Source organism: Rhodohalobacter sp. 614A (assembly GCF_021462415.1).
In the GTDB taxonomy this organism is placed as follows: Bacteria; Bacteroidota; Rhodothermia; order Balneolales; family Balneolaceae; genus Rhodohalobacter.
The window spans coordinates 150,232-172,063 of the sequence record NZ_JAKEDS010000001.1; the positions used below are offsets into that span (position 1 = coordinate 150,232).

Sequence of the window (21,832 nt, forward strand, 5' to 3'; positions counted from 1 at the left end):
GTGGTTTCGCCACAATCCGAAGCTTCATTATTCAATGAATACCTTGGCCGGTTTCAGGAATACTTTTGAAATCTGCCGATATAAACCAGAAGACAATACCCGTCAGACAAAATACTTTGTAACCAGTTCAGAGCATTTTATTTTCCCAAACCTGAACGCCGATGGCCCCGTAGTAGAAGGGATGCCTAAAAAAGGATTTCCAAATTTTACAGATATTAAGCTTGCCCAAAAAAAAGTCTGTTTAACTTTAAAAGAACTTTTTCCCAATGGGAAAATACTCATCATTACACGAGGTTTCAGGGGCGTTCTGCTTTCGGGTTATTCACAGTTTATAAGAATGGGTGGTACATTAACATTCGATCAATTTTGTAAGCTTACAGATCAAAATATCGATGACTTCTACAACTATGATTACTTAATTGAAATATATTTTCAAATTTTTGGGGAGGATAATGTCATTGTTCTGCCTTTTGAATTGCTGCTTCAAAGCAAGTCTCAATTCCTAGCTCATCTTGAGGAAATTTTAGGCTTAGAACATTTTGAGGAGGAAATAGGTGTTCACAATAAATCCATGACCGGCCAGGATTTATTTTGGCATCTATGGCTCTCTGGTATAACAAGCAAATTGCTTAGTATATTCGGCAAGAGGGTTTACAATTTTGTCTTTGGCAAATATGTTCGCTTGCTATTGCATTTCAAATTACAGCCTCTTTTTGTTTTTCTTAAAAAAATGATGCCGAATAAATCAATCAACAATAGAAGCGTTCCTGAAAATATTTTATATAAGGCAGGTAAACATGCAACTATTCTTAAAAAAATTCCTATTTATAAACCCTTTTTAAAAGATTACTATTTACCAAGTGATAACTAACCTGAAAAAAGTCGTACTTAAATCTGCTGTTCTGAGAAATCAGCTTCATTATATCAAGCCTTTTGTAAACAGAATCCGCAGGTTTACAGCAGATACAAAAACCCTCTTTTTATTTAATGGCCGCAGTTCCTATTGGCTTCATATGGGAAGTAGTCTCTATAAACACGAACCTGCTTTTAGAAAATCAATTGATGAATCTCGAGAGATTATCCTGGAATTAGCTAAAACGGACATACTTCCTAATTTTGATGAAACTGCAGACGAATTCTTTTGGGCCGAAAACAATATATTTTTCGCTATTGTGGCTGTTCAAATTGCAATGTGCGATTTATTCTTTAGCCGGCAAATATATCCATATGCTACCGCGGGCTTCAGCCTTGGAGAAATAGCTGCAGTGTATGCCACCGGCGCAATCACCAAAAAAGATGCCTATAATATTGTATGCAGCTCTTTCTTGCTTGCTTCTAAAGCAAAAAAGGAGTTTTTCATTATCTACATTGATGAGGATAAAAAAGTAACAGACAGAATAGTCGAAGAGTGTCCGTTTCAGCTTTATTTGGTTAGTGTGATTTCTCAAAACAGATCAGTCGTACTTACCAATAAGGAGTCTGTGGAAGATGTTTCCGAATACCTGAACAAAAATAATATTAAATGGAATATTGATCTCGAAAAAAAGATCTGGCCATACCATTCCAAACACTTGAATGCCTTTAAAGACGAGATCTTACCTTTCTTTGATGAAATTGATTCGATTCCTCTGCGATGTGAGTTCTATTCGGCTACATATGGGAAAAAATTACCGAAGGGTTCACTTCTTGAAAAAGACTATTGGTATAAATATCAACGCTATTCAGTTCAAATGGATGGTGTTTTTGAGGAACTAAATAATGAACTAATAAACTATCAAATAGTCCAGATTGGACCTGACTTCTTCACCGTCCAGACAAAAAATCTCTTTATCCAAAAAAACAGTTTAAAACCTCTCTCCACTCTGAAAAATGAGCACGAACTGCAAAATTTTCAGAACACCTTAACGGTTGTGAAGCACATTGCTAAAAACAGTCATTATAAAGAGAGCAAAACAGATGCCGTACAGAGAGTAATTAATAATTATATCTCGCCGCGATATCACTTTTTTCAAAATCCTCACGTGTATTTTAAATACCTGGAAAAGCATGGAAAGGTGCATTATTTACCGGATTTGAATGCTTACTTACTGCTGGACTACAAAGACATAAAATATGTGCTTGAAAATCCATCAAAGTTTTCAAGTAGTATTTTCAGTTCAATGGACCATTTGTTATTGGGTGCAGATCCCCCTGATCACAAAAAAATAAGAACTCTACTACAGCCGCTATTTAATCGCAAAACTTATAAAAATATTGAGGAATACGCTGCGATAGAAGCCGAAAACCTTATCGCAAATTTTCCCGTTAATAGAGCATTCAATTTTGTAAATGAATTTTCTATTCCGTTGACAAAAAAGGTTATTTCTGAATTCCTTGGATTGACCCATCAGGAGGCTCTTGAAATTGAAAAAAATATCACTGACCATTTATACAGCAATACCTATTTTGATCAACTTCTTGCTCTTCTTTCAAGTTATTTGACTTCAAGAAACCATTCTACACCTAATGGAGGTATAAATCATCTTTTAGAATTAACAGCAGAAGGCATCTTTTCTGTTGATGATGCAGCCCGTTTGTTAAGGATACTTTGGCTTGCCGGAACAACAACCACAAGTATGTTAATCAGTGATGCGACACTAAAACTTTTGCAAAGCCCCTCACTTACACAAACACTCCTTAATAATAACCAGCTAATCGATCCTTTTATTGAGGAATGCTTGCGGCTCGAAGCTCCTGAATCTAATTTAAAAAGGCTAACAACTGAAGATGTAGTCATAAGCGGCCAGGAAATTCCAAAAGGATCAGTATTACATTTGAGTTTTAGTGGCGCCAACAAAGACATAAGCTATTTCGAAGATCCTGATCAAATTCGATTTGACAGGCCATCAAATGCTCACCTGTCCTTTGGTGGTGGAATTCACCACTGCCTCGGAAAAGTAATGGCAAGGTTTGAAGCACAGGCAGCTGTTCGAGCTCTTTTACCAATAATTTCTTCCATGAAATTGAAAGAAGGGTTACACGCAGTCTCCTATTTTTCTTCTTTACATTTCAGAGGATTGGAAAACTTAGACGTGATTTTTGAAGGAGAAAGTGGCCAAGGAAGTTAAATCTGGCAATCGCATAGCGATTCTATCCACCTGTAGTGACCCCTGGGGAGGAAGTGAAGAGTTATGGGCCCGTAGCATTCCACATCTGCAAGAAAAGGGTTTTGAGATTACTCTTTTAAAAAAGAAAATTCATTTTGAGCATCCCAAAATTCAAGATCTCAAAAAGATGAATGTTCATTTTATAGAATTGGATTCAGCACCTCAAGGTAGCTGGCTTGGTATGGTTAAAAAAGGATGGAATCAGCTACGGTATCCCAAAAGGGATATAGCTTCTGTTCGATTCGGACATTTCATTCAAAAACATAAACCTGCATTATCAATCATCGCCCAAGGCAACAATTTCGATGGACTTCATTTTGCCAAAGTATGCTCTGAGACCCAAACACCTTATATTATCATCTGCCAAAAAGCCATTGATTATTTATGGCCTCGTGCCGAAGACAGGCAATGGATGCAGAAAACCTTTGTGCATGCAAAACGGTGTATTTTTGTCTCCCCTCAAAATCAAGTATTAACTGAAGAACAATTTGGTTTTCGCTTTTCAAATGCACAAACCATAGGAAATCCCCTTAAAATTAAACCCGAAGTATTGCCTTATCCGTCTACAGATACCGGATTTCATCTTGCATGTGTGGGTAGATTGTTTGTTGCAGAAAAGGGACAGGATATTTTGTTGAGAATTTTAACAAAAAAAAAGTGGCAAGAACGCAATCTAAAAATTACTTTTATTGGCGATGGCAAAGATAGTGCTGGCCTGAAGGCTTTGGCTGATTTGTTAAATGTAAAAAGCGTAGTTTTTTCGGGTTTTAAAAATGATATTAAGGCGGTTTGGAAAGAGCATCATGCTCTTATTCTTCCATCAAGAAATGAAGGACTCCCATTAGTTATAATTGAAGCAATGGCAGCAGGCAGAATGGTTATTTCTACCAATGTTGGTGGAAATATAAATCTTATTGAAGAAGGTAAAACAGGTTTTATCGGAGACGCAACAGTAGAAAGTCTTGACTCAGCTCTGGAAAGAGCCTGGGATAGTCGTACTCGCTGGAAACAGATGGGAATTGAAGCATATGAATGTATCAAAATATACATTCCTGAATTTCCAGAACTTGAATTTGCGGAAGCAGTATCCTCCATTTGTAATGAGTAGAGCTTATCCTTTAGTATCTATTATCATTCCAACCTTTAACCGTGCACAGTGCCTGGGGAGAGCTATAGAAAGTGTCATCAAACAAACCTATCCGAGTACTGAAATTATTGTTGTAGATGACGGATCGTATGACGAGACGCCTCATGTTGTATCTAAATACAATAACATAATTTATATCAGGAAACCAAATGGAGGGCAAGCCTCAGCAAGAAATGCAGGATTGCAACATGCAAAAGGAAAGTATGTCGCTTCACTTGATTCTGATGATCAATGGGAGAAGAATTTTCTGACCGAGTGCATTTCGATGCTTGAACAAGAAAATCTGTCTTTTGTATTTGCAAATTGGAATCAGCAGTATGGAGACGCGAAATTTCGAAATTATTTTTCATCCTGTACATTACTTGAACCCTTTTTACCTAAATCTGAAACCGAAGAATCCTGGATTTTTTTAGATCGAAAAAAGATCCGTAAGATTTATACGGATGGTTGCCCATCTCCTTCATCTTCTCTTGTTTTACGGGCATCACTGCTTGAGGACGGTTGGAATGAAGAAATGAGTATTGGTGATGATTGGTGTATGCTGCTGGATATTATTCTCCGCAAAAATGTAACCGCTGCTTTCACTACTCAACTTCTGTGGAATAAATTCATTAATTACAACAATATTGTTGACGGCAGAGACCCTCTGGAAGTATATAAACTGCTCTGGGTGGATGATGTTCATCGCCTCATTAAACGCCATAAAAAAAACTTATCGCCTGAAGAGTTAGCAAATCTTGAAAAAAAATACATCAAAAGCCTTTTGATGAGCGCAAAAATGAATTTTTTCAAGAATTCTAAGTACAAAAATAGCATCAAATTTTTCAAACAAGCTTTAGAAGAGTATCCTCTTTGTACTACCCAAATCTTTTACGAGCAACTCTATAAATATACTACCCGTTTGGTATCCCCTTCCCTAAACAAAAAATAGAAGTGAAATTATATAAATTCTTCAGGGCTAATGACTGGTGGGAACCGAAACTCACTCCGCTGCTAACAGCGGTATATGCCACAGTCACTATTATAGGAGTTGATCTTTTTACAATATTGCCACATTTACTCTTTTTGATTGGAATTTTCTTAGTGGTGGCAATCTACGTAAGTGTAATCAATGATTATGCCGATTTGGAAGAGGATAAAATAGCTGGCAAAAGAAACAGGCTGACTGCTATTTCGCACCCCAACCGACTGGTACTGATCATAGTTTCACTTATCCTCAGTTTTTTCCTTATTTACGTTTCTGGCATTGGCACTCTATCTTCTCTTTTTGCCTTAGGAGCTATAGTATGTTTTAGCCTCTATTCACTCCCGCCATTCCGGTTAAAAAACAGATCTGTTTTTGGAGTCATTGCAGATGCGAGTGGTTCTCATTTATTTCCAACCTTATTCTTTGTTTCATCCGTTTACTCTTTAGCTAATTTACAAATAAATATAACCTTACTTTCAATATTTGGAATTTGGTCATTTGCATATGGTTTGCGGGGAATTTTATGGCACCAATTCCAGGATAAACATAACGATGTATCGGTAGGTTTAAAGACGTTTGCTGTAAATGCCGTGGCTTCTCAAACCACATCTTTGGGATCAGTCATCATTATTATTGAACTTTCGGCACTGGCTGTTATTCTTTTTTTAGTAAAAAGCCTTCTGCCAATTATAGCTTTGGCCGGGTACTTCATTCTTCTTGTTATCTACCATAGATTAGATAATGAGATAACCTTATTCGTATCCCACTCCGACAACTGGTATATACTCATGACGGACTATTACCAGGTTTTTTTACCGGTTTCCCTTATTATTTTGGCCTCCTTCACAAATCCGGAGTGTCTGCTACTATTAATTTTCCATGCCTTATTCTTTCCCAACAGATTGAAGCACATTGCGGTTAGTTTGTTTAAAATTAGTGCGGATAGTAAGGAGCTCTCTGCTGAGTAGGTTACTTTTATTCATTCCATTATCTTAAGAGATTCGTCAACACCAGGATAATGGAAATCATCGAACTGAGCTTTTTAGCTTGCAATCGGTTTGTTTCCTTTGGGAATCACATGCCTGATCCTTCTATTTATAAAAAAACCTAATTCCACTCTTCCTGCCAGTCAGGTTAATTTTCCAACTGCTGAAGGATGTGCTGAATGGCTCTCTGAAGCTGCGGATCCTTCTCCTCAAGCCTGTCCTTAAATGTATTTTCTATATAGATATCCGGAGAGACTCCCGTTTTTTCAAGATTATCGCCATCCAAAGTATAAATGCCCCATGATGGCAATCGGTAAAACGAGCCATCCACCAAACCTTTTCCTGACGTAAAAATAATCCAGCGATAGGTTTCTGTACCGATGATGGTACCTAATCCGAGTTCCTTAAATCCACCGGCCGTCACTTCAGCATCGCTCAACGATTGCTCATTAATCAGAAGCACAATTGGCTTTGCAGCCGGCGTAAAATTGGACTGTGTGGTTAATTCCCCTTCGCGATATCCCCACTGCATATATGGTTTGCTGGTTAAAAACCGGAGGACCTCATCATGTACATTTCCGCCGGTGTTGTATCGCAAATCAAGAATGAGGGCGTCTCGTTGCTGTCCCTCGGAAACCATTTGTTCCTCAAAATGCTCGAGCTCGCCACCGCCCATATTTTTCATGTGAACATATGCGACTCTTTTGTCGGTACTTTCATCTACAATTTGCTGGCGCTCATCCATCCATTCATCATACAGGTTATTTTTGATGGCCCAGTAGGATTCAGGTTTTAGCTTAACATCATGTTCATCAGAACCTCGCCGGAAAGTCAAAACCAATTCCTCATCCATTGACGGATGATTAAAATACATCTCCCTGTTTTGATCCGTCTCCACAGCTCTGCCATTTACTTGAATTAATCGATCACCCGGCTGAATATCTGCGCCGGTTTGATACACCGGACTTTCATGTACAACCCGTTCAACCACATATGGATTCTCTTTCTCAAAAAGGATTCCGGTTGCCAGAGTTGTGCTTCCGTGATAAACGTCTTCTTCATCTCCCGACGAATAAAAACCGGTATGAGACGAATTCAACTCTCCGAGCATATCATTCATCAGTGTTCGGAGATTACTCCTCGACCGCACATTCGGCAAAAATTGGTGATAATACTCGCGGACAGATTCCCAATTTTCGCCATGAAAATCGCTGCTGTAGAAATTAGCTTCCAAATTTGCCCACATTTCATCAAACATCTGGTTGAACTCTTCCCGGAGATTGCGCCGGAATGTGTAATTCATCTCAACCTTCTCAATCTTGCCGGATTCAATATTCAGTGTATGAATATCACCGTTCAGAATGAGCCAATGTGAACCGTCCACTTCTAAAATTCCACTACTACCCATTTGGGTTCCGTCGATTTTTTCTGTTTTAGGAGATTCAAACGGTTCGTACACGGTTTTCCACCAGTTGTATTCGCCCTCATCGTGATTCGATCGAAATAACACATACGTTTTATCATCCTTTTCGAAAACATATGGAGCCATTTGAGATCCAAAAGTTGGCCCAATTCTTTCCCAGCGTTCGCTTAAACCATCTTCCCGAATGGTAATTTCAACAGGTTCTTCTTCTGAATCTTCATCACCATTCTCATCATCCGAATCGGATTCATCCTCTTCTTCAAAAAGTTCGTCAACTTTATCAGAACGAAAATCTGGTTTGATGACATCCAGAGCTACCCGATAAAGGTCCGGCTCCTGCATTCCATAGGGATAAGACGGCTCCGTACGATTGGTTTGAAAGTAGATGTATTTTCCATCGGGCGACCAGTATGGATTTGTTTCCGATACAAACGTATTCGTAATTGCTGTGGTGACACCATTATCAAGATGATGCACATAAATATTTTGCTCAAAATTTCGGAAAGCCGTGAAAAGGATATATTCATCATTCGGTGAAAAGGATGGTGTTGACGAAAAGAGATCCCATATTTCATCTTCCACGACAACTTCACTTTCAAAATCCTCAAGATCCATCACCACAACTTCGCCCCGTCCGCTTAGATAAACTGCTTTCGAACGGTCACTGTTTAGTGAAATCGCGCGGTTATTCTGGTTCTCATCCGTTAACTTCTTTTCTCTGGATGAGCCATCGGCAGAGATTGTGTACAGGTTTTGATATCCATCTTTGGTTTGATTGAAAAGGATGGTTTTGTTGTCATCCAGCCAAAGGGTTTCCATTACCCGGCCGTCCGAACTGGTAGGAAGCTGGCGAACAAATTTGCCCTCCGCATCTGAAATGAACAGCTCGCCGCGGGATGAAAAAACGAGCTTCTTTTTATCGGGTGATACATTAAACGAGGTAATATTTCCCTGAACTTTGAAATCCTGTTCTTTTGCAAGGGTTGAATTTCCATACACGGAGATCGGTACTTTTTGAGATTCTCCCGACTGTACATCATACAACCATACCTGGTAATCCCGCTCAAATACTACTTTTCTACCATTTGCACTTACTTTTGGAAATTTTATGGAGGATGAAAAATCAGTCAGATTCTCTTTTACTCCCATGTTAAACCGGTAAAGATTATACTCTCCGTTCAATTCATCTGATATAAAAAAGACAGTACCATTTTGGTCAATTGTTGGCCACATATCTTTGCCGGTGAAGTCCGTTAGAACTTCATACTCACCGGTCTCGGGATTATATGTTCGAATTTGCGGGGCAAATGCACCCCGATACCGTTTTCTGTGATCCTGAGATTTACTCTCCCACGAAGTGTTAAAGAAGAGACGACCATCCGGATGTGCTGCCAGATTATGGTCGTTATTGTGATAATTCCTGAACAATCGTGATGGAGTTCCTCCACCCCGTGAAACTTCCCAACTACTAAACCGGTTTTCGCGATCGGACGTGAAATAGATTTTCTCCGAATCCCACGACCATCCTTCTACTTCATCCGTAGATTGGTGCCAGGTCAATTGCCGTACTTCTCCTCCATCAATGGCCATAATATATACATCATGATTTCCATATTGATTGGATGAAAATGCAATCCACTTTCCATCCGGTGAAACGGCAGGTCTCGTTTCTTCTCCATCCATCGCCGTTAACCGAATAGCTGTTCCGCCTGCGGCAGGTACTTGCCACAAATCACTTTCGTAATTGAAAATTATCGTTTGGCCATCCGGTGTTAACGTGGGATGAGTTGTAAAGAAGGGAGTATTGTTTTGGAAGGAAAAAGCTGTGTTAACGAATAAAAAACTTAATAGAATCAAGAGAAAGGATCGAGGATTCATCGGAATGTGATGTAAGGTTATTAGAAATTAAATCTCGTAAACAATTATAATCTACGGATTGATTTGAAGAAAGGTTACCGCAACTGCCAAAAAAATAGCGGCAGCATCCTGGTGCTCAATCAGGTGCTGCCGCATTTCTCGTCTCCCTCTAATATCATATATGACAGAGTGATAGAGCCGTTGGATACCTTACCAGTGATCAGCAAGAATCCAATAAGAGTACCCAACTTTTATAACTGTTAAACAGTTACTCTATAAAGGACTTATCACTTAAGCTTCATATATAGGTGTGCTCAAAACCTATAACTCAACCTCCTATGTTGGTAAAGCTTAAGCTTTATCCTCTGTGTTAAGATTAACCCAATTCGCAGGGAAACTCACTACATAACCATGTAGTTTTCTCATTTTGGAAGGACTTTCGAAATTTTTCCCCAAGCCAAACCATTCCCGGATGACGTCTTTTCGGTTTCTCTCTGATACTCTTTTTGAATACAGTTGCAACTCGACATCTCAAAATTCTGTCTGGATGTATCCCCTTTAGAAACTTCTCCGGCCAATCGAACCGGTGTTAAAATGATTGCATGCGGATACTCATCAAAACTGATTCGTTCATTGGCCTGTGCTGTCAACTCCCCACGGGCAATAATGAAACAACAAATACACAGAATAAAACCCATCCATTTTAAGGACGTTTGTTCATGCAGATCTTGAAAGAATTTCTTCATCGGTTTTACTTAATTTTTACAACGGTTAAGAAAGATGCTATCCCATTGTTTTGTACCCTCTCTTAACTTACTTGCAGATCTGCGTACAATCACTACATATCCATGCAGTTTTCGTGTAGGTAGCAGATCAAAACCGATTTAATGTGGGGCAAAAATAGAATTTCAGTCGAATAAGAATAGTTTTTTAACCTAACGGAATATCTAAATTCCAGCCCGTTCCCTCGCCCGGTGTACTCTTCAGATTATATGTTCCATTCAACTGCTCAACTCTCTCTTTGATATTTTGAACACCATATCCGTCAGCTCTCACTTTTGCCTGATCGAAACCCTTCCCGTCATCTTCAATTTGGATATTCAAATCTTTTGAATTCAGGCTAAATTGGATGTCGACGTGGGACGGTTCTGCATGACGAGCAATATTGGTGAGAATTTCCCGGAAAATAAGCCAAATATTTTTACGCTCGGTGATGGTGGGCCTTCCTGTAAATGATCCTTCCACGGTGAAATTGTGCTTCACTCCCCTGGAATCGAGCATATCGGCTGCGAACCTCTTACATCGCAGGAAGAGATTTTGCCAGTCATCGTTCTCGGAGTGGATTACCCAAACAATATCACTAACCTTTTCTTTAGCTTCCCGCGAGGATTTATCGATGAGCGAAAGAAACCGGTTGCTCTCTTTCTCACCAAGTTTCCGCGAATTAATGGCCTCCGCAAAAAAGTTGATACTACTGAGAGTAGAGCTTAACTCATCGTGTAAATCGCGTGCAATGCCATCACGTATGCGATGTTCTTTTAAAATGGAATTGAGCCGCAAACGATATCCACCATAAATCATACCGGCGGCGATCAACAAATATCCTAAATAGGCCCAAATGGTTCGATACCAAGGGGGCAGAATGATGAATGTATACGAGTCGATACTTCCCTCTTTTTCATAGACATTACGCCCCTGAACTTCAAACGTGTAGGTTCCTTCGGGAATAAACGTATAATCTTTCTGGTTTTCCTCCGACCAACTGCTCCAACCGTCATCATAGCCCCGCAGGCGAACACGATACATATTGGCTTCAGGTTCGATGTAACTGGCGGCGGCATACCTGAATCGAAGATCATTATCCTCGAAACTAAACTCCGGTGGTTCTGACAGATCTCCGTGCCCTCCGTAGATCAACGAATCATTTTGCATCAATACACCGGTAATATTGGTGTTAAAATTATGATCATACGTCCAATCCGGATCGGATAAATGAAAGAGCCCGTCCGTGCCACCAAACCACATGCTGCCGTCCGGATTGCAATGAATTTCCTGTATTGTACCTTCCTTTCCAATGAGGTTATATGGACTTTCATAAATCTCCCAGGAATTATTTTTTCGAAGAGTCCTTTTGAGTTTTTGGCCGCTTAAAAACCAAATCTCACTCTCTGAGCACTGTTCAAATTGAAAAACCTGAGAAGTGACAATGCTCGAATTACCGGAAGGAGGTTTGTACAAACTAAATGTGGAATCTGGCAGAAAGGAATCTGATTGTTCATCATAAGTATACAATCCACCATCTGTAGCCAAACTTACCTTCTCATTAATCAAAGAAATGTTTCTAATTGTGGTATATTCACCCTTGATATCGGGTATATATTTTTTTTGCTGATTTCCCTCAAAAGCGTTGAACAGAACTTCATTTTGATAGGTAACAACCCATAGCCCATCAACCCCTACATAAAACTGACGGATTTCTGAATCACTGCGTAACACTTCAAAACGCTCAACGGATCCATCTTGGGTGGTTATTTTCTCGATGGAATTTGGGAAAGCACCGAAAAAAGTATTTTTAATATCTTGAGAAATTTCCAGTTTCCTGTAGCTACCATCTTTAAATACGTTTTCAAACTCATTCCCAAATATTCGAAAAAGCCCGGCGGGGAAAGATACATAGAGAGTATCGTTTAGTTGGATCCCATCATATACAAATCCATCAGTCCCTGCATGTTTTCGAATTTCATTTCCATTTTCAAGAAGAAACAATCCATGACTCGATCCTATATAAACCACATCATTTATAGGTTCTACAAACTTTACACTGCCGTCAAGGCCCTGTTGTTCTTGAATCAAGGTAACCGGATTTTCGATCAGAATTTTTATAACTCCATCCGAAGACGTTGCCCAGAGGGTTCCTTCCTGATCCGTAAAAATATCATAAATTACATTGGTAGGAAGCCCATTTTCCTCGGTCAGGATATTTTTTACTGTACCATCGTTTCCCATCACCAAAATCCCCCCATTCAAAAATGCCAAGGCAATTTCCGTTTCATTAATGGCAATGGCCCTGTAGAGCGAATGATCCTGAAAATATTCTTCAGCCTCTGTGGGTATATTGGTAAACTGCCCACCTTCGTACTTTACAAATCCGTGGTTTCTGTAAATCAATAGATCATAATCAGAATAAGAAAGTATAGCGATCAGCCGGTCATCAATAAATGGTTCTGTTCCCCGGATGGGTACCCATTCATTATTCTCAAGACGGTTCAATCCAATGTTTTCTATTTGCGCCCAGAGTTCATTCCCCACCTTAAATATCCCTCTGAATCTCTCGTCATTTTCAAGAACTCTTATTGTATCTTGTTCTAAAACCAAAATTGCATTTGTTGTACGATGGTACAGCTTATCTTCCAACTCTACCATTTGCCAAACATCTGTAAATGAACGATATGTAGAATCCATTCGGTTTTTCAGGGAAACAAGAGTAAAGTCATTAAGTGAGTCACTCTCCAGATATCCCAGATTTCCCACTCCGCCCCAATGAATTTTTGAATTAAATATCTGAAGGGACCGAATAGCCCCTACATCCGGCTTATATTTAAACCGCCCCCAATTTATACTGTTAAATTTAAGAACAACTTCTGCCTGACTTCCGAAATACAGATACCCTGAGTCATCCTGAGTAACAGCCCAAATTTGAGGATGAGACTGGATGACTTCTGAGCTATAATGGTGGATAAGAGGTACACCCTGCCCCAAAATTATTGAAGGATAAAGAAGAGTAAGCAGAGCAACGCTTATCCACCTGACCATTTTAGAAAATTAAATTTTGAGATCTTCCTCTTCTTCCGGGTCTCCTACTTCTACTAAAACCGGGTCATCTCCATCTCCAACATCCCCATCCACATCATCACCATCTCCTGTAATTGATGTAATTCTAATAAAGATTGGGCTTGATGTTTTTGAGACAAATGTCAGGTCAAGTAAATTTTCATTGATGAGTGGTTTCATTGAATGCGGAGAGATCGGTTCAATCGTTTTTTTTGCCGCGTCAATAACATCCAGTTGTGCGTCTGTATTATTTATTACCTGTTTTACAGTATAAGCCATTATATAGTCCTTTTTTCGTTCGTTATAGGTTGTATTAAGCCAACTATCTCTATTAAAAATCTCTATAATTTTCTGCAACTTAAAAAGAAAAAATTCAGAAAATTTCTACGTCTAGGAATTGGCCATTTTTATCAAGCCGCTTGAGATGCCTTTTGCCACAGCCTCGGCTTTGCTGTTAACCTGCAGCTTCCTGTAAATATTGCGGATATGATATCCGACGCCATCTACAGATAAATAAATCTCGTCTGCTATAGCCTGGTAGGAATGTCCTTCTGCGAGAAGTTTTAAAACTTCTTTTTCGCGATCTGTCAGGTCAAGTTTGTGATCTCTCTTTTTGGGTTGCGTTTGCATAGAAGCAATCACCTTCCGGGCAATAACCGGCGACATGGGCGAGCCGCCTTCATACGCATCTTTTACAGCCCTTACCAATTCATCCGGCCCCACTTTTTTTATCAGGTAACCAATCGCACCGTTTTGAAGAGCCTCAAAGATGTGCTGAGAATCTTCCATGACCGAAATCATGATGATGGCCAAACCTGGATTTATCTCTAAAAACTTTTCAACACCTTCGGTTCCCAAAATTCCCGGAAGTTGAATATCCAGCAAAATAATATCACACCATTCTATATCTTCGGATTCCAGAGCGTCTTCGCAGCTTCGATAGGTACTTTTAACAACCACTTCCGGGTCGCTATCCAAAATTGTAGTCCATCCCTCCCGGATATATTGATTATCCTCTATAATGACGACGCGAATGAGTTTTTGATCTTCCAATGTTTCTACCATGATCTTTTTCGCTTAAAATGGCAATCATTCACCATCCCAACACTACATGTTTGTGTAGTTTAGATAATTGAAATTGATTACCAAAACAAGTCCTTAGAAGAAATGATAAATAAGAATTATCCGGAAGATCTTATACAACGCTCAAAAACGATTTCTCATCCCGTTTTGCAGCAATTACCAGCGGACATTGATAATGTGGATGTTGCATGATGTGAACGGGGCAATCAAACGCCATTTCGATGATTTCGCGCTTGAAAACATCGTTGGGCGTTCCGAGGGCAAAACTTCGCCCTTCTTTCATAATATTGATTTCATCGGCATATTGGGCAGCGAGATTCAGATCATGGAGAATCATCAGGACAGCCACATTTTTTCGGGAAAGACGTTTTACCAGATGCATGATGGTGTGCTGGTAAGCAAGATCGAGATTGGAGAGAGGTTCATCGAGGATCAGGCAGCAAGGGCGTTTTTCTTCAATTCGATCCCAAAGCTGGGCCAGCATCCGGGCAAACTGAACACGCTGTTTTTCTCCCCCCGAAAGCGTTGGAAAACTGCGATTCATCAAGTGATCGACACCGGCTTGTTTCATGCACTCCCTTGCAATTCGCTGATCGCGCGGCGTTTCAAATCCCCGTGAGTGCGGGGTTCGTCCCATCAAAACCACTTCAAGAGATGTAAAAGAAAACGACAGATTCGCGTTTTGCATCATAACGGCACGTTTTCTGGCAAGGTGACCGTGAGAAATGGTTGATAAGCTTCTTCCCTCAATTAAAATCTCTCCGGAAGTGGGTTTCATATCTCCTGTGAGCGTTTTCAGGAATGTGGATTTTCCCGCGCCGTTCTTGCCAAGAATCACAGAAAATTTACCCGGTTCGATATTCATGGAAACATCACGAACCAGTTTTTTGTCGCCAATCTGAACAGTTATGTTTTTTGCTTCAATCATATCTACGGAAAAAGTGAAAAGACAAAAGTAAAAAGTGGCATTATAAATAGCCTCCGAATTCTCTGTTTCTTAGTAATAGCCACAGAAAAAATGGTGCTCCAATAAATGCCGTAATTACGCCTATGGGCAGCTCTGCCGGGGCTACAATGGTTCGGGCGAGTAAATCTGAGCTTAACAAAAGCAGTCCGCCCAAAATGGCCGATCCGGGAATCAAAAAGCGATGGTCAGGACCGATCCACAATCTCAAAATGTGTGGCACTACAAGTCCCACAAAACCGATCACACCGCTCACAGAAACTGCGGCTCCAACAACCAATCCCACAAAGACGATAATCATTTTCTTCAAACGCTCAACTCTCACACCAAGGTGTTTTGCTTCGGATTCACCAAGAAGTATTGCGTTCAATCCTCTGGATAGCCGCGGCAAAAATATCATGGCTGCCACCAGGAATGGAAGTATCACCCAAACGGAACTCCACATGGCTCCGCCAAGGCTGCCGAGGGTCCAGAAAGTTAGGTCGCGGAGCTGGTCGTCATTCGCCAAAAAAATCATGAAACCGATCATGGCATTTGCCATCGCATTGATAGCAATTCCTGCCAGGAGCATGGTGGCCACATTGGTTTTTCCATTTTTTGTTGAAAGCTGGTAAACCATAATTGTGGCAGTAGTTCCTCCCACAAATGCGGCAAGAGGCAGCAGAGCGGTTCCCAGAAAATCTATAACAGGCGAGGTTATGGAACTCAAAATCACCATAGCTACTGCTGTTGCCAGTGCGGCACCGCTGGACACGCCAATCAATCCCGGATCGGCCAATGGATTTCGAAAAAGTCCCTGCATGGAAGCTCCTGAAACAGCAAGTGCCGCGCCGATTAATACGGCCAGGATAATGCGGGGTAAGCGAATATTCAGAAGAATAGCCTGTTGAACAGCTTCAAATGACCAACTTGTTGATATACCGATTTGATCGAGAAGAATCGCCAATACCTGTAACGGTGAAATGGAAACCGCTCCAATTCCAACGGATATTACAATCATCCATAGTAAGAAAATGGTCAGACCGGATATCACGAGAATCGATAGCCGAAATCGTGGTGCCGATTTCCAGATGGACAAATATTGGGTTATTGTGCTCATTTCAAAAATTCATAGGATTCTCTGCAAAAAGAGAAGGTTCGATTTTAGGAAGAGTTGACAAATTATCTCCTTTGAATCAACCTGGTTGAGTTTCAACTTTTGAAAAAGAATTCCTTTAATCTTAAAAATTCTCAGTCAGTTCAATTCCAGGATGTAACATTTCCATCAAATCGAGTGCGGCCTGACCCACCCGCGGACCAAAATTCAGAAGATAAATCCCTTCCATCGAATAAATTCGATCATTCCTGGCGGCATTGGTTAAGCTGATTCCCGGAGCCTTTAAAACACCTTGTTTACCGCCTACACTTTCAATTCCGGCATTCATCATTAAAATTGCATCCGGGTTCGCCTCCACCACAGCTTCTGCTGTAAGAGGCTTGTACCCATCAAAAGAGTCGAATGCATTCACGCCTCCGGCAAGTTCAATCATGGTTTTTGCAGAGTTGTTATTCCCTGCAACCATCAACATGTTAGCGCCTCGAGCATAGATGAAAAGAACCTTGGGCTTTTCCGGCATTCGTTCTCTGGCTGCAGCGGCTACATCCAAATCTTTTTGAATATTTTGAATGATCTGGCCGGCGGCTTCTTCTTTTCCAAAGATTTTACCAAGCTGTTCAATCCGCTCGAAAGCTCCCTCAATCGTTTCGTCAGCCGTCAATTTTAAAAAGGGAATGCCGGTACTTCTGATTTGTTGAATAACTGATTCTGGTCCTGCAGCGGCACTTGCCAAAATTACTGTTGGAGATACAGAAAGCAGCCCCTCTGCCGAAAGATTTCTTGTAAAGGAAACTTTGGTGTAATTCTCTGTTTCTGTCGGATATGTGCTCGATTCATCCACGGCGATAAGATTTTTCGTGGCATCAAGAGCAAAAATAGTTTCCGTCACCGCGCTGCCAATGGAAATCACCCGTGACAGATCCTCAATCGTGACTTCCACTCCGTCTGACCCGGTAATAGTTTGCTGAGCATTTGCTACCGGAACGGCTAATACCAGCATCAAAAGAAAAGCAACTATCTTAACAATGAACCCGTCAGTTGCGTTGAGTTTTAAAAACCTCATCATACCCCAACCTCCATTTGCTTCAGTTGATTTGTGATCGCTCTCCAGGAATCCAGTTCGGGTTTCCCCGGTTTGCGTGCTCCAAAAAATGTGGTGATGGCATTTCCCTCTTCATCAAAAATTTCCAGAGAAGTCACAATTCCATCTTCCGTTGGTTTCTCCACAATGAAGGATTCGGCGATATGATCTTCCCGAAGGTGGAGATTAAAACCGGGATCAAGAACATTCAACCAGTTGTCCATCACTTTTATCCGGTTGACCGGGCCACTGTGAATTTGAATCATTCCCGGACTGCTGACAAATACCATAATGGGCACTTCGTTTTGTGAGGCGAGATTCAGCATTTTCTGTGTCGCATCATTCGAAAGCTTCCAGGTAAATTTCTGGTCAGCCAACTTCAGGGCATCTGTTCGGTCTACTTTATACTTTCGCAAAAGTGGATAAAAATCATGAGTATCTTTCAGTTCCGACCATTTACCAAGGAATTCTTCTTTATTTACATCTTCTGCAGAAATAGTTTTATCTTTTTTGATTGTCTCCGAGATCTCGATGGCTGATGACTGATCTTCTGATCGAAATTCCTCAACAATAGCCTGATAGAGATGCTGCCTTTCCGGTTCTTTGAGATAAATCTTGTGAACAGCTGTTCCCGCCTTATCAAAAAACTGGAGGCTGTAAAGTGTTCCCCTCGGATTTTCTACCGGAACAGCAAACCCAAATCCCCAGCGTTTGTGAAATACTCGAAGATCAATCTGTTCATCCAAAACCAATCCTACGTGGCCGGAAAATGAGATATTCTGATAGGTTCCGGTTTTTTCGTGAACCGCAGATTCGTTCCGGGTTAAAGCCATCACTTCGCCCAGTGATTCAACAGCTTTAAGAATTTCCTCCCAATCAGGCTTCAGCCGGATTACCGTTTTGCCATCGCAAATAGAAGCAACCAGCTCGGCTTCTGAAACGCCCAGTTCATCTGCCGCATTTTTGGTTCTAAGCCTGGGATTATCTGCCTTTAGCTGGTCCCAGCGTTCTTTTAGATTATTGGATGTGGAACGTTCTTCTACTGTAGTATTCATGGATGTGTATCATTCATTAAAAAAGAAAAGACCAGCCTCAATTTTCTAATGATGGAAGAATAAAATCGAAGCTGGTCTCGTGGGTTGGATAAATTATTCTAAGTCTCTTACCCCTTCTTGGAGTTGGATGGTGTATTCAAATGTATAATGTCTACCGGGGTTATCCTCATCATTAAAATCTTCGCTAGTAACGTCGGGATTACCCTTGTAGTAACTTAGGATTTGTACTTTAGCGTAATGATTGCCATCCGCAGTCCTCACTACAATAGTCTTGTCAGGTAAAGGAATAATTCCATGGGGAGGAGTTCCTTCAAAGCCAGTGTAATGGTACCACCCATTATCAGTGCCGGTAGGTATTGCAAGTATTTCTGCTTCATCAATATTATATCCCTCTGCGGGTGCAATAGCAACGCTATTGAATGATGCATCAAGAACAATGGCTCCTCCTGAACCCGGTCCACTTATACCACTATTTGTTAGAATGGTTGTAGCATTAAATGCAAGATCCCATTCCGTTGAGGCTGAGTCAGCGGAATCTACAATCTCGCCGGTTCTGAGACTGAAAAAAGCATATTGACCATCTGCATTAAGATCTTCTACAGTATTTGCTTCAACTTCCGGTTCTGGTTCGTCGGAGCCGCTCCCATTGTCATCGCAAGAGCTGAAGAAAAGCAGCCCAAAAACGGTTAACAAGGAAAGTAAAAATGAATGTTTGGTTTGTATTGATTGAATCATCTGTTTATTTGCGTGATTTGTTTTAGTGATATGATTTTGTGTATTACTGAAAAATGGTTTAGAATCGGACAGAGGCTTGCAGATACCACAATCGACCGGGAAGATTTGGTGTGTTGACGTCGGTATGATCGAGCAGGTTATCTACGCCCGCCTGAAGGGTGAATTTTTCGAACAACCTTTTTGAAGCCGATGCATTCCAAAGCATATAGGAATCTTCGTATTCACCGCCATCTACATAGCTGTTTCCGTTGCTGTCATACAGTCCGTATTGGCCCCGGAAAATTCCGCGTAAACTCGCTCCCCATCCGGCTTCATTATCATAGAAAAGCTTCACATTGCCGGAATGTTTAGATCTGTTGAACATCGGTTCATAGGAAGAAAATGTTCGTGTAACCACTTCTCCCTGTTCATCCTGTACCGTTCGTTCTTCTTCAAACAGGCGTCTGGCATCCAGGAATTGATATCCTACAGATGCCTGGAAATTTGGATTCAACGTCCATCGAACTTCTGTCTCAATCCCCTGTGTGTACACATCATGCAGATTGAAATAGCTAAAGACTGACTGTCCATTGGTTTTCCGCGCAATCGGGGAGGTTTCAATTAAATCGGTTACATTATTTCTGAAAAGGTTGATGCGCCACCGGATGCGTTCGGTCACATCCAGATCTACACCAAAGTTGGCCGCCCACGATGACTCTGCTTTGATTTCCTCCAGATTACTCAGCGGAATCAAAATCTGGGCGATGTTTCCTTCACTTTGCAATTGCTCAATTCCTTCTGTAACCGTGCTTGATCCGAATACGCTGTAACCGGCTGTAGGATTGGTAAAATCGAGGAAGAGCTGCCGAAATTCAGGAGCTTTAAAACCTCTTCCGATGGAGCCACGAAGCTGAATCCGGTCCGTCAGATTAAACCGGGCTGAAAATTTCGGACTAATCTGTGAACTGTATTCACTGTGAGAATCAAACCGAAAGCCACCTGTTACTTCAAATTTTTGAGTCGGAATCCAGCTATGCTGAAGAAATACAAATTGAGTCGTAAAATTCGGTTGGCTGGGATATCTCTCCGCGTCCAGCCTCTCTAAAACCACGCCGGTTCCAAGTACAGAATGGTGTTGCTCCGTCCATCGGTAAGTCGCCTGCAATTCCGGCTTGTTGTAATATTGGTTGAACTCCGTGTATTCATAAACCTCTCCCGATTCCCGGAATGTCAGATCCGTCACGGTTTTATAGAAACTGGTCATCCAGCTCAGGTCAAAGTTTAAGCGGTCAACCGGAGTGTAGGTCAGCGTGGGTTTTGCTACAAAATCATCCTGGGATGCATATGAATCCAGTATTTGCTGATCGCCATCGGATGAGCTAATAGAACTCAGATTGTCCTGGGTTTCTGTGAAATACCGTGCAGAGGCATCAAGAATAAGCCTGTCCGAAATTTCCAGATCCGTATTGTAACTAAATGTATAGTTTTCAAATTCGGGAACGGTTTGGGAAATGGAATTCGGATTCAGGCTATAGCCGCCAGAGCTGTTTCTGTTGATGAATAAATCATTTTGCCATTGCGATGTGTTAAAGCTCACATCTCCGCTTAAATCGAGGGTATTATTTTCGCCATAACGCGACGTGAGGCCCGCTGAAAAAGGAGCGGCGCTGTTTTCTGTAATAATATTAATGACACCAGCCAGTGCATCACTTCCCCAAAGTGCAGACGAGGGGCCCTTCACAATTTCAATCTGTTTCACATTCCTGACTGAAATTCTCGTCAGGTCCAGGGTTCCGGCTGTTCTTCCAATGACCGGGTTTCCGTCAATCATGATAAGTGTGTAATCTGATGCAAAACCCTGCACCTGGATTCCGGTACCATGATCGTTAACCACTTGTAAACCTGTTTGTTCACCTAAAATATCACTCAGCCGCAAGCTGCCGGATGACTGAATTTGCCGATCAGGGACAACAGTAACAGGGATTGTAACCTCTTCAATATCGCGCTGCGTTCGGGTCGCTGTTACCACAACCGTTTCAGATTCATAAATAGAAGGCCTCATTTCAAGTGAAATCGTTTCGCCCTCAATTTCACTGAGTTGATATGTATGCTTTGCAGATTCATAGCCAACGCGGGAAGTTATCAGGGTGATTTTTTCACTCCCCGCCGCTTTATTGTTTAAGCTTATCTCAAAAAAACCATCAGTATTACTGACGGTGGTTATTTCTAGATCTCTTACCTGTATGTGTACATCTTCAATAGGTTCCTTGTCTTTATTTACGACAATCCCCCGAATGATTTGTGCCCCCGCTGAGCCGGTAAAAAGTATCATCATTATGATGACGAGGAAAAATGTTCGCATGAAAAATCAGTTGCGTTTTATTTGTTCTGTAGTTAAATAAGGGTCTAAATTTATTTAGACTGAATCTAAACAGAAAATTATTTTATTCAAATATTTGGTTCTCCATTTCGAGAAAAAGAG

16 protein-coding genes are annotated in these 21,832 nt (G+C 41.0%); 5 read left to right on the forward strand and 11 right to left on the reverse strand.

From position 1 onward, the window contains the following. The first annotated feature begins 34 nt into the window (after positions 1–34). Genes L0B18_RS00550 through L0B18_RS00570 form a run of 5 tightly spaced genes read left to right on the forward strand, consistent with a single transcriptional unit; the run spans position 35 to position 6,228 of the window. On the forward strand, positions 35–871 hold the full coding sequence (locus L0B18_RS00550) for a hypothetical protein (protein WP_234567148.1): 837 nt from the start codon (positions 35–37) through the stop codon (positions 869–871). Beyond that, a complete protein-coding gene (locus L0B18_RS00555) occupies positions 861–3,107 on the forward strand; it encodes a cytochrome P450 (protein ID WP_234567149.1) in 2,247 nt (748 codons plus the stop codon). Before L0B18_RS00550 ends, L0B18_RS00555 begins: the two co-directional genes overlap by 11 nt. Then, positions 3,079–4,254, forward strand: a complete 1,176-nt coding sequence (locus tag L0B18_RS00560) for a glycosyltransferase (protein ID WP_234567150.1) — start codon at positions 3,079–3,081, stop codon at positions 4,252–4,254. Before L0B18_RS00555 ends, L0B18_RS00560 begins: the two co-directional genes overlap by 29 nt. Beyond that, positions 4,247–5,224 (forward strand): glycosyltransferase family 2 protein, encoded by a 978-nt coding sequence (locus tag L0B18_RS00565; RefSeq protein ID WP_234567151.1) that lies wholly within the window; start codon positions 4,247–4,249, stop codon positions 5,222–5,224. The genes L0B18_RS00560 and L0B18_RS00565 overlap by 8 nt, the downstream gene beginning before the upstream one ends. A 2-nt stretch (positions 5,225–5,226) precedes the next feature. Beyond that, complete coding sequence (locus L0B18_RS00570; protein WP_234567152.1) at positions 5,227–6,228, forward strand: UbiA family prenyltransferase; 1,002 nt, start codon at positions 5,227–5,229, stop codon at positions 6,226–6,228. A 166-nt stretch (positions 6,229–6,394) separates the two neighbouring features. Here the strand turns inward: L0B18_RS00570 and L0B18_RS00575 are convergent, their stop codons facing one another. From L0B18_RS00575 to L0B18_RS00625, 11 genes are all read right to left on the reverse strand, one after another. Next, positions 6,395–9,547 (reverse strand): S41 family peptidase, encoded by a 3,153-nt coding sequence (locus L0B18_RS00575; protein ID WP_234567153.1) that lies wholly within the window; start codon positions 9,545–9,547, stop codon positions 6,395–6,397. Between the two features lie 401 nt (positions 9,548–9,948). Next, positions 9,949–10,272, reverse strand: coding sequence for a hypothetical protein (locus tag L0B18_RS00580; RefSeq protein WP_234567154.1), 324 nt, complete (start codon positions 10,270–10,272; stop codon positions 9,949–9,951). A 184-nt stretch (positions 10,273–10,456) separates the two neighbouring features. After that, on the reverse strand, positions 10,457–13,339 hold the full coding sequence (locus L0B18_RS00585; protein WP_234567155.1) for a sensor histidine kinase: 2,883 nt from the start codon (positions 13,337–13,339) through the stop codon (positions 10,457–10,459). Between the two features lie 9 nt (positions 13,340–13,348). Beyond that, the gene (locus tag L0B18_RS00590) at positions 13,349–13,636 is read right to left on the reverse strand and encodes a hypothetical protein (protein WP_234567156.1); all 288 of its coding nucleotides are present in this window, start codon (positions 13,634–13,636) and stop codon (positions 13,349–13,351) included. A 111-nt stretch (positions 13,637–13,747) separates the two neighbouring features. Then, on the reverse strand, positions 13,748–14,422 hold the full coding sequence (locus tag L0B18_RS00595) for a response regulator transcription factor (RefSeq protein WP_234567157.1): 675 nt from the start codon (positions 14,420–14,422) through the stop codon (positions 13,748–13,750). Positions 14,423–14,552: 130 nt separating this feature from the next. Then, on the reverse strand, positions 14,553–15,368 hold the full coding sequence (locus tag L0B18_RS00600) for a heme ABC transporter ATP-binding protein (RefSeq protein WP_234567158.1): 816 nt from the start codon (positions 15,366–15,368) through the stop codon (positions 14,553–14,555). 40 nt (positions 15,369–15,408) lie between these two features. Next, a complete protein-coding gene (locus tag L0B18_RS00605; RefSeq protein ID WP_234567159.1) occupies positions 15,409–16,503 on the reverse strand; it encodes a FecCD family ABC transporter permease in 1,095 nt (364 codons plus the stop codon). Positions 16,504–16,624: 121 nt separating this feature from the next. Next, on the reverse strand, positions 16,625–17,566 hold the full coding sequence (locus tag L0B18_RS00610; protein WP_234567160.1) for a heme/hemin ABC transporter substrate-binding protein: 942 nt from the start codon (positions 17,564–17,566) through the stop codon (positions 16,625–16,627). Then, the gene (locus L0B18_RS00615) at positions 17,563–18,636 is read right to left on the reverse strand and encodes a hemin-degrading factor (RefSeq protein ID WP_234567162.1); all 1,074 of its coding nucleotides are present in this window, start codon (positions 18,634–18,636) and stop codon (positions 17,563–17,565) included. The genes L0B18_RS00610 and L0B18_RS00615 overlap by 4 nt, the downstream gene beginning before the upstream one ends. Positions 18,637–18,729: 93 nt before the next feature. Beyond that, positions 18,730–19,371 (reverse strand): HmuY family protein, encoded by a 642-nt coding sequence (locus L0B18_RS00620; protein WP_234567163.1) that lies wholly within the window; start codon positions 19,369–19,371, stop codon positions 18,730–18,732. Positions 19,372–19,429: 58 nt separating this feature from the next. Then, positions 19,430–21,712: a TonB-dependent receptor gene (locus L0B18_RS00625; protein ID WP_234567164.1), complete on the reverse strand. Its 2,283-nt coding sequence runs from the start codon at positions 21,710–21,712 to the stop codon at positions 19,430–19,432. Positions 21,713–21,832 lie beyond the last annotated feature (120 nt).

What these genes read in the sequence shown, in the direction of transcription:
- L0B18_RS00575 (WP_234567153.1), bottom strand. Translation starts at nt 9,547, where the DNA reads ATGAATCCTCGATCCTTTCTCTTGATTCTATTAAGTTTTTTATTCGTT.
- L0B18_RS00610 (WP_234567160.1), bottom strand. Translation starts at nt 17,566, where the DNA reads ATGATGAGGTTTTTAAAACTCAACGCAACTGACGGGTTCATTGTTAAG.
- L0B18_RS00620 (WP_234567163.1), bottom strand. Translation starts at nt 19,371, where the DNA reads ATGATTCAATCAATACAAACCAAACATTCATTTTTACTTTCCTTGTTA.
- L0B18_RS00595 (WP_234567157.1), bottom strand. Translation starts at nt 14,422, where the DNA reads ATGGTAGAAACATTGGAAGATCAAAAACTCATTCGCGTCGTCATTATA.
- L0B18_RS00625 (WP_234567164.1), bottom strand. Translation starts at nt 21,712, where the DNA reads ATGCGAACATTTTTCCTCGTCATCATAATGATGATACTTTTTACCGGC.
- L0B18_RS00605 (WP_234567159.1), bottom strand. Translation starts at nt 16,503, where the DNA reads ATGAGCACAATAACCCAATATTTGTCCATCTGGAAATCGGCACCACGA.
- L0B18_RS00585 (WP_234567155.1), bottom strand. Translation starts at nt 13,339, where the DNA reads ATGGTCAGGTGGATAAGCGTTGCTCTGCTTACTCTTCTTTATCCTTCA.
- L0B18_RS00580 (WP_234567154.1), bottom strand. Translation starts at nt 10,272, where the DNA reads ATGAAGAAATTCTTTCAAGATCTGCATGAACAAACGTCCTTAAAATGG.
- L0B18_RS00600 (WP_234567158.1), bottom strand. Translation starts at nt 15,368, where the DNA reads ATGATTGAAGCAAAAAACATAACTGTTCAGATTGGCGACAAAAAACTG.
- L0B18_RS00590 (WP_234567156.1), bottom strand. Translation starts at nt 13,636, where the DNA reads ATGGCTTATACTGTAAAACAGGTAATAAATAATACAGACGCACAACTG.
- L0B18_RS00550 (WP_234567148.1), top strand. Translation starts at nt 35, where the DNA reads ATGAATACCTTGGCCGGTTTCAGGAATACTTTTGAAATCTGCCGATAT.
- L0B18_RS00565 (WP_234567151.1), top strand. Translation starts at nt 4,247, where the DNA reads ATGAGTAGAGCTTATCCTTTAGTATCTATTATCATTCCAACCTTTAAC.
- L0B18_RS00615 (WP_234567162.1), bottom strand. Translation starts at nt 18,636, where the DNA reads ATGAATACTACAGTAGAAGAACGTTCCACATCCAATAATCTAAAAGAA.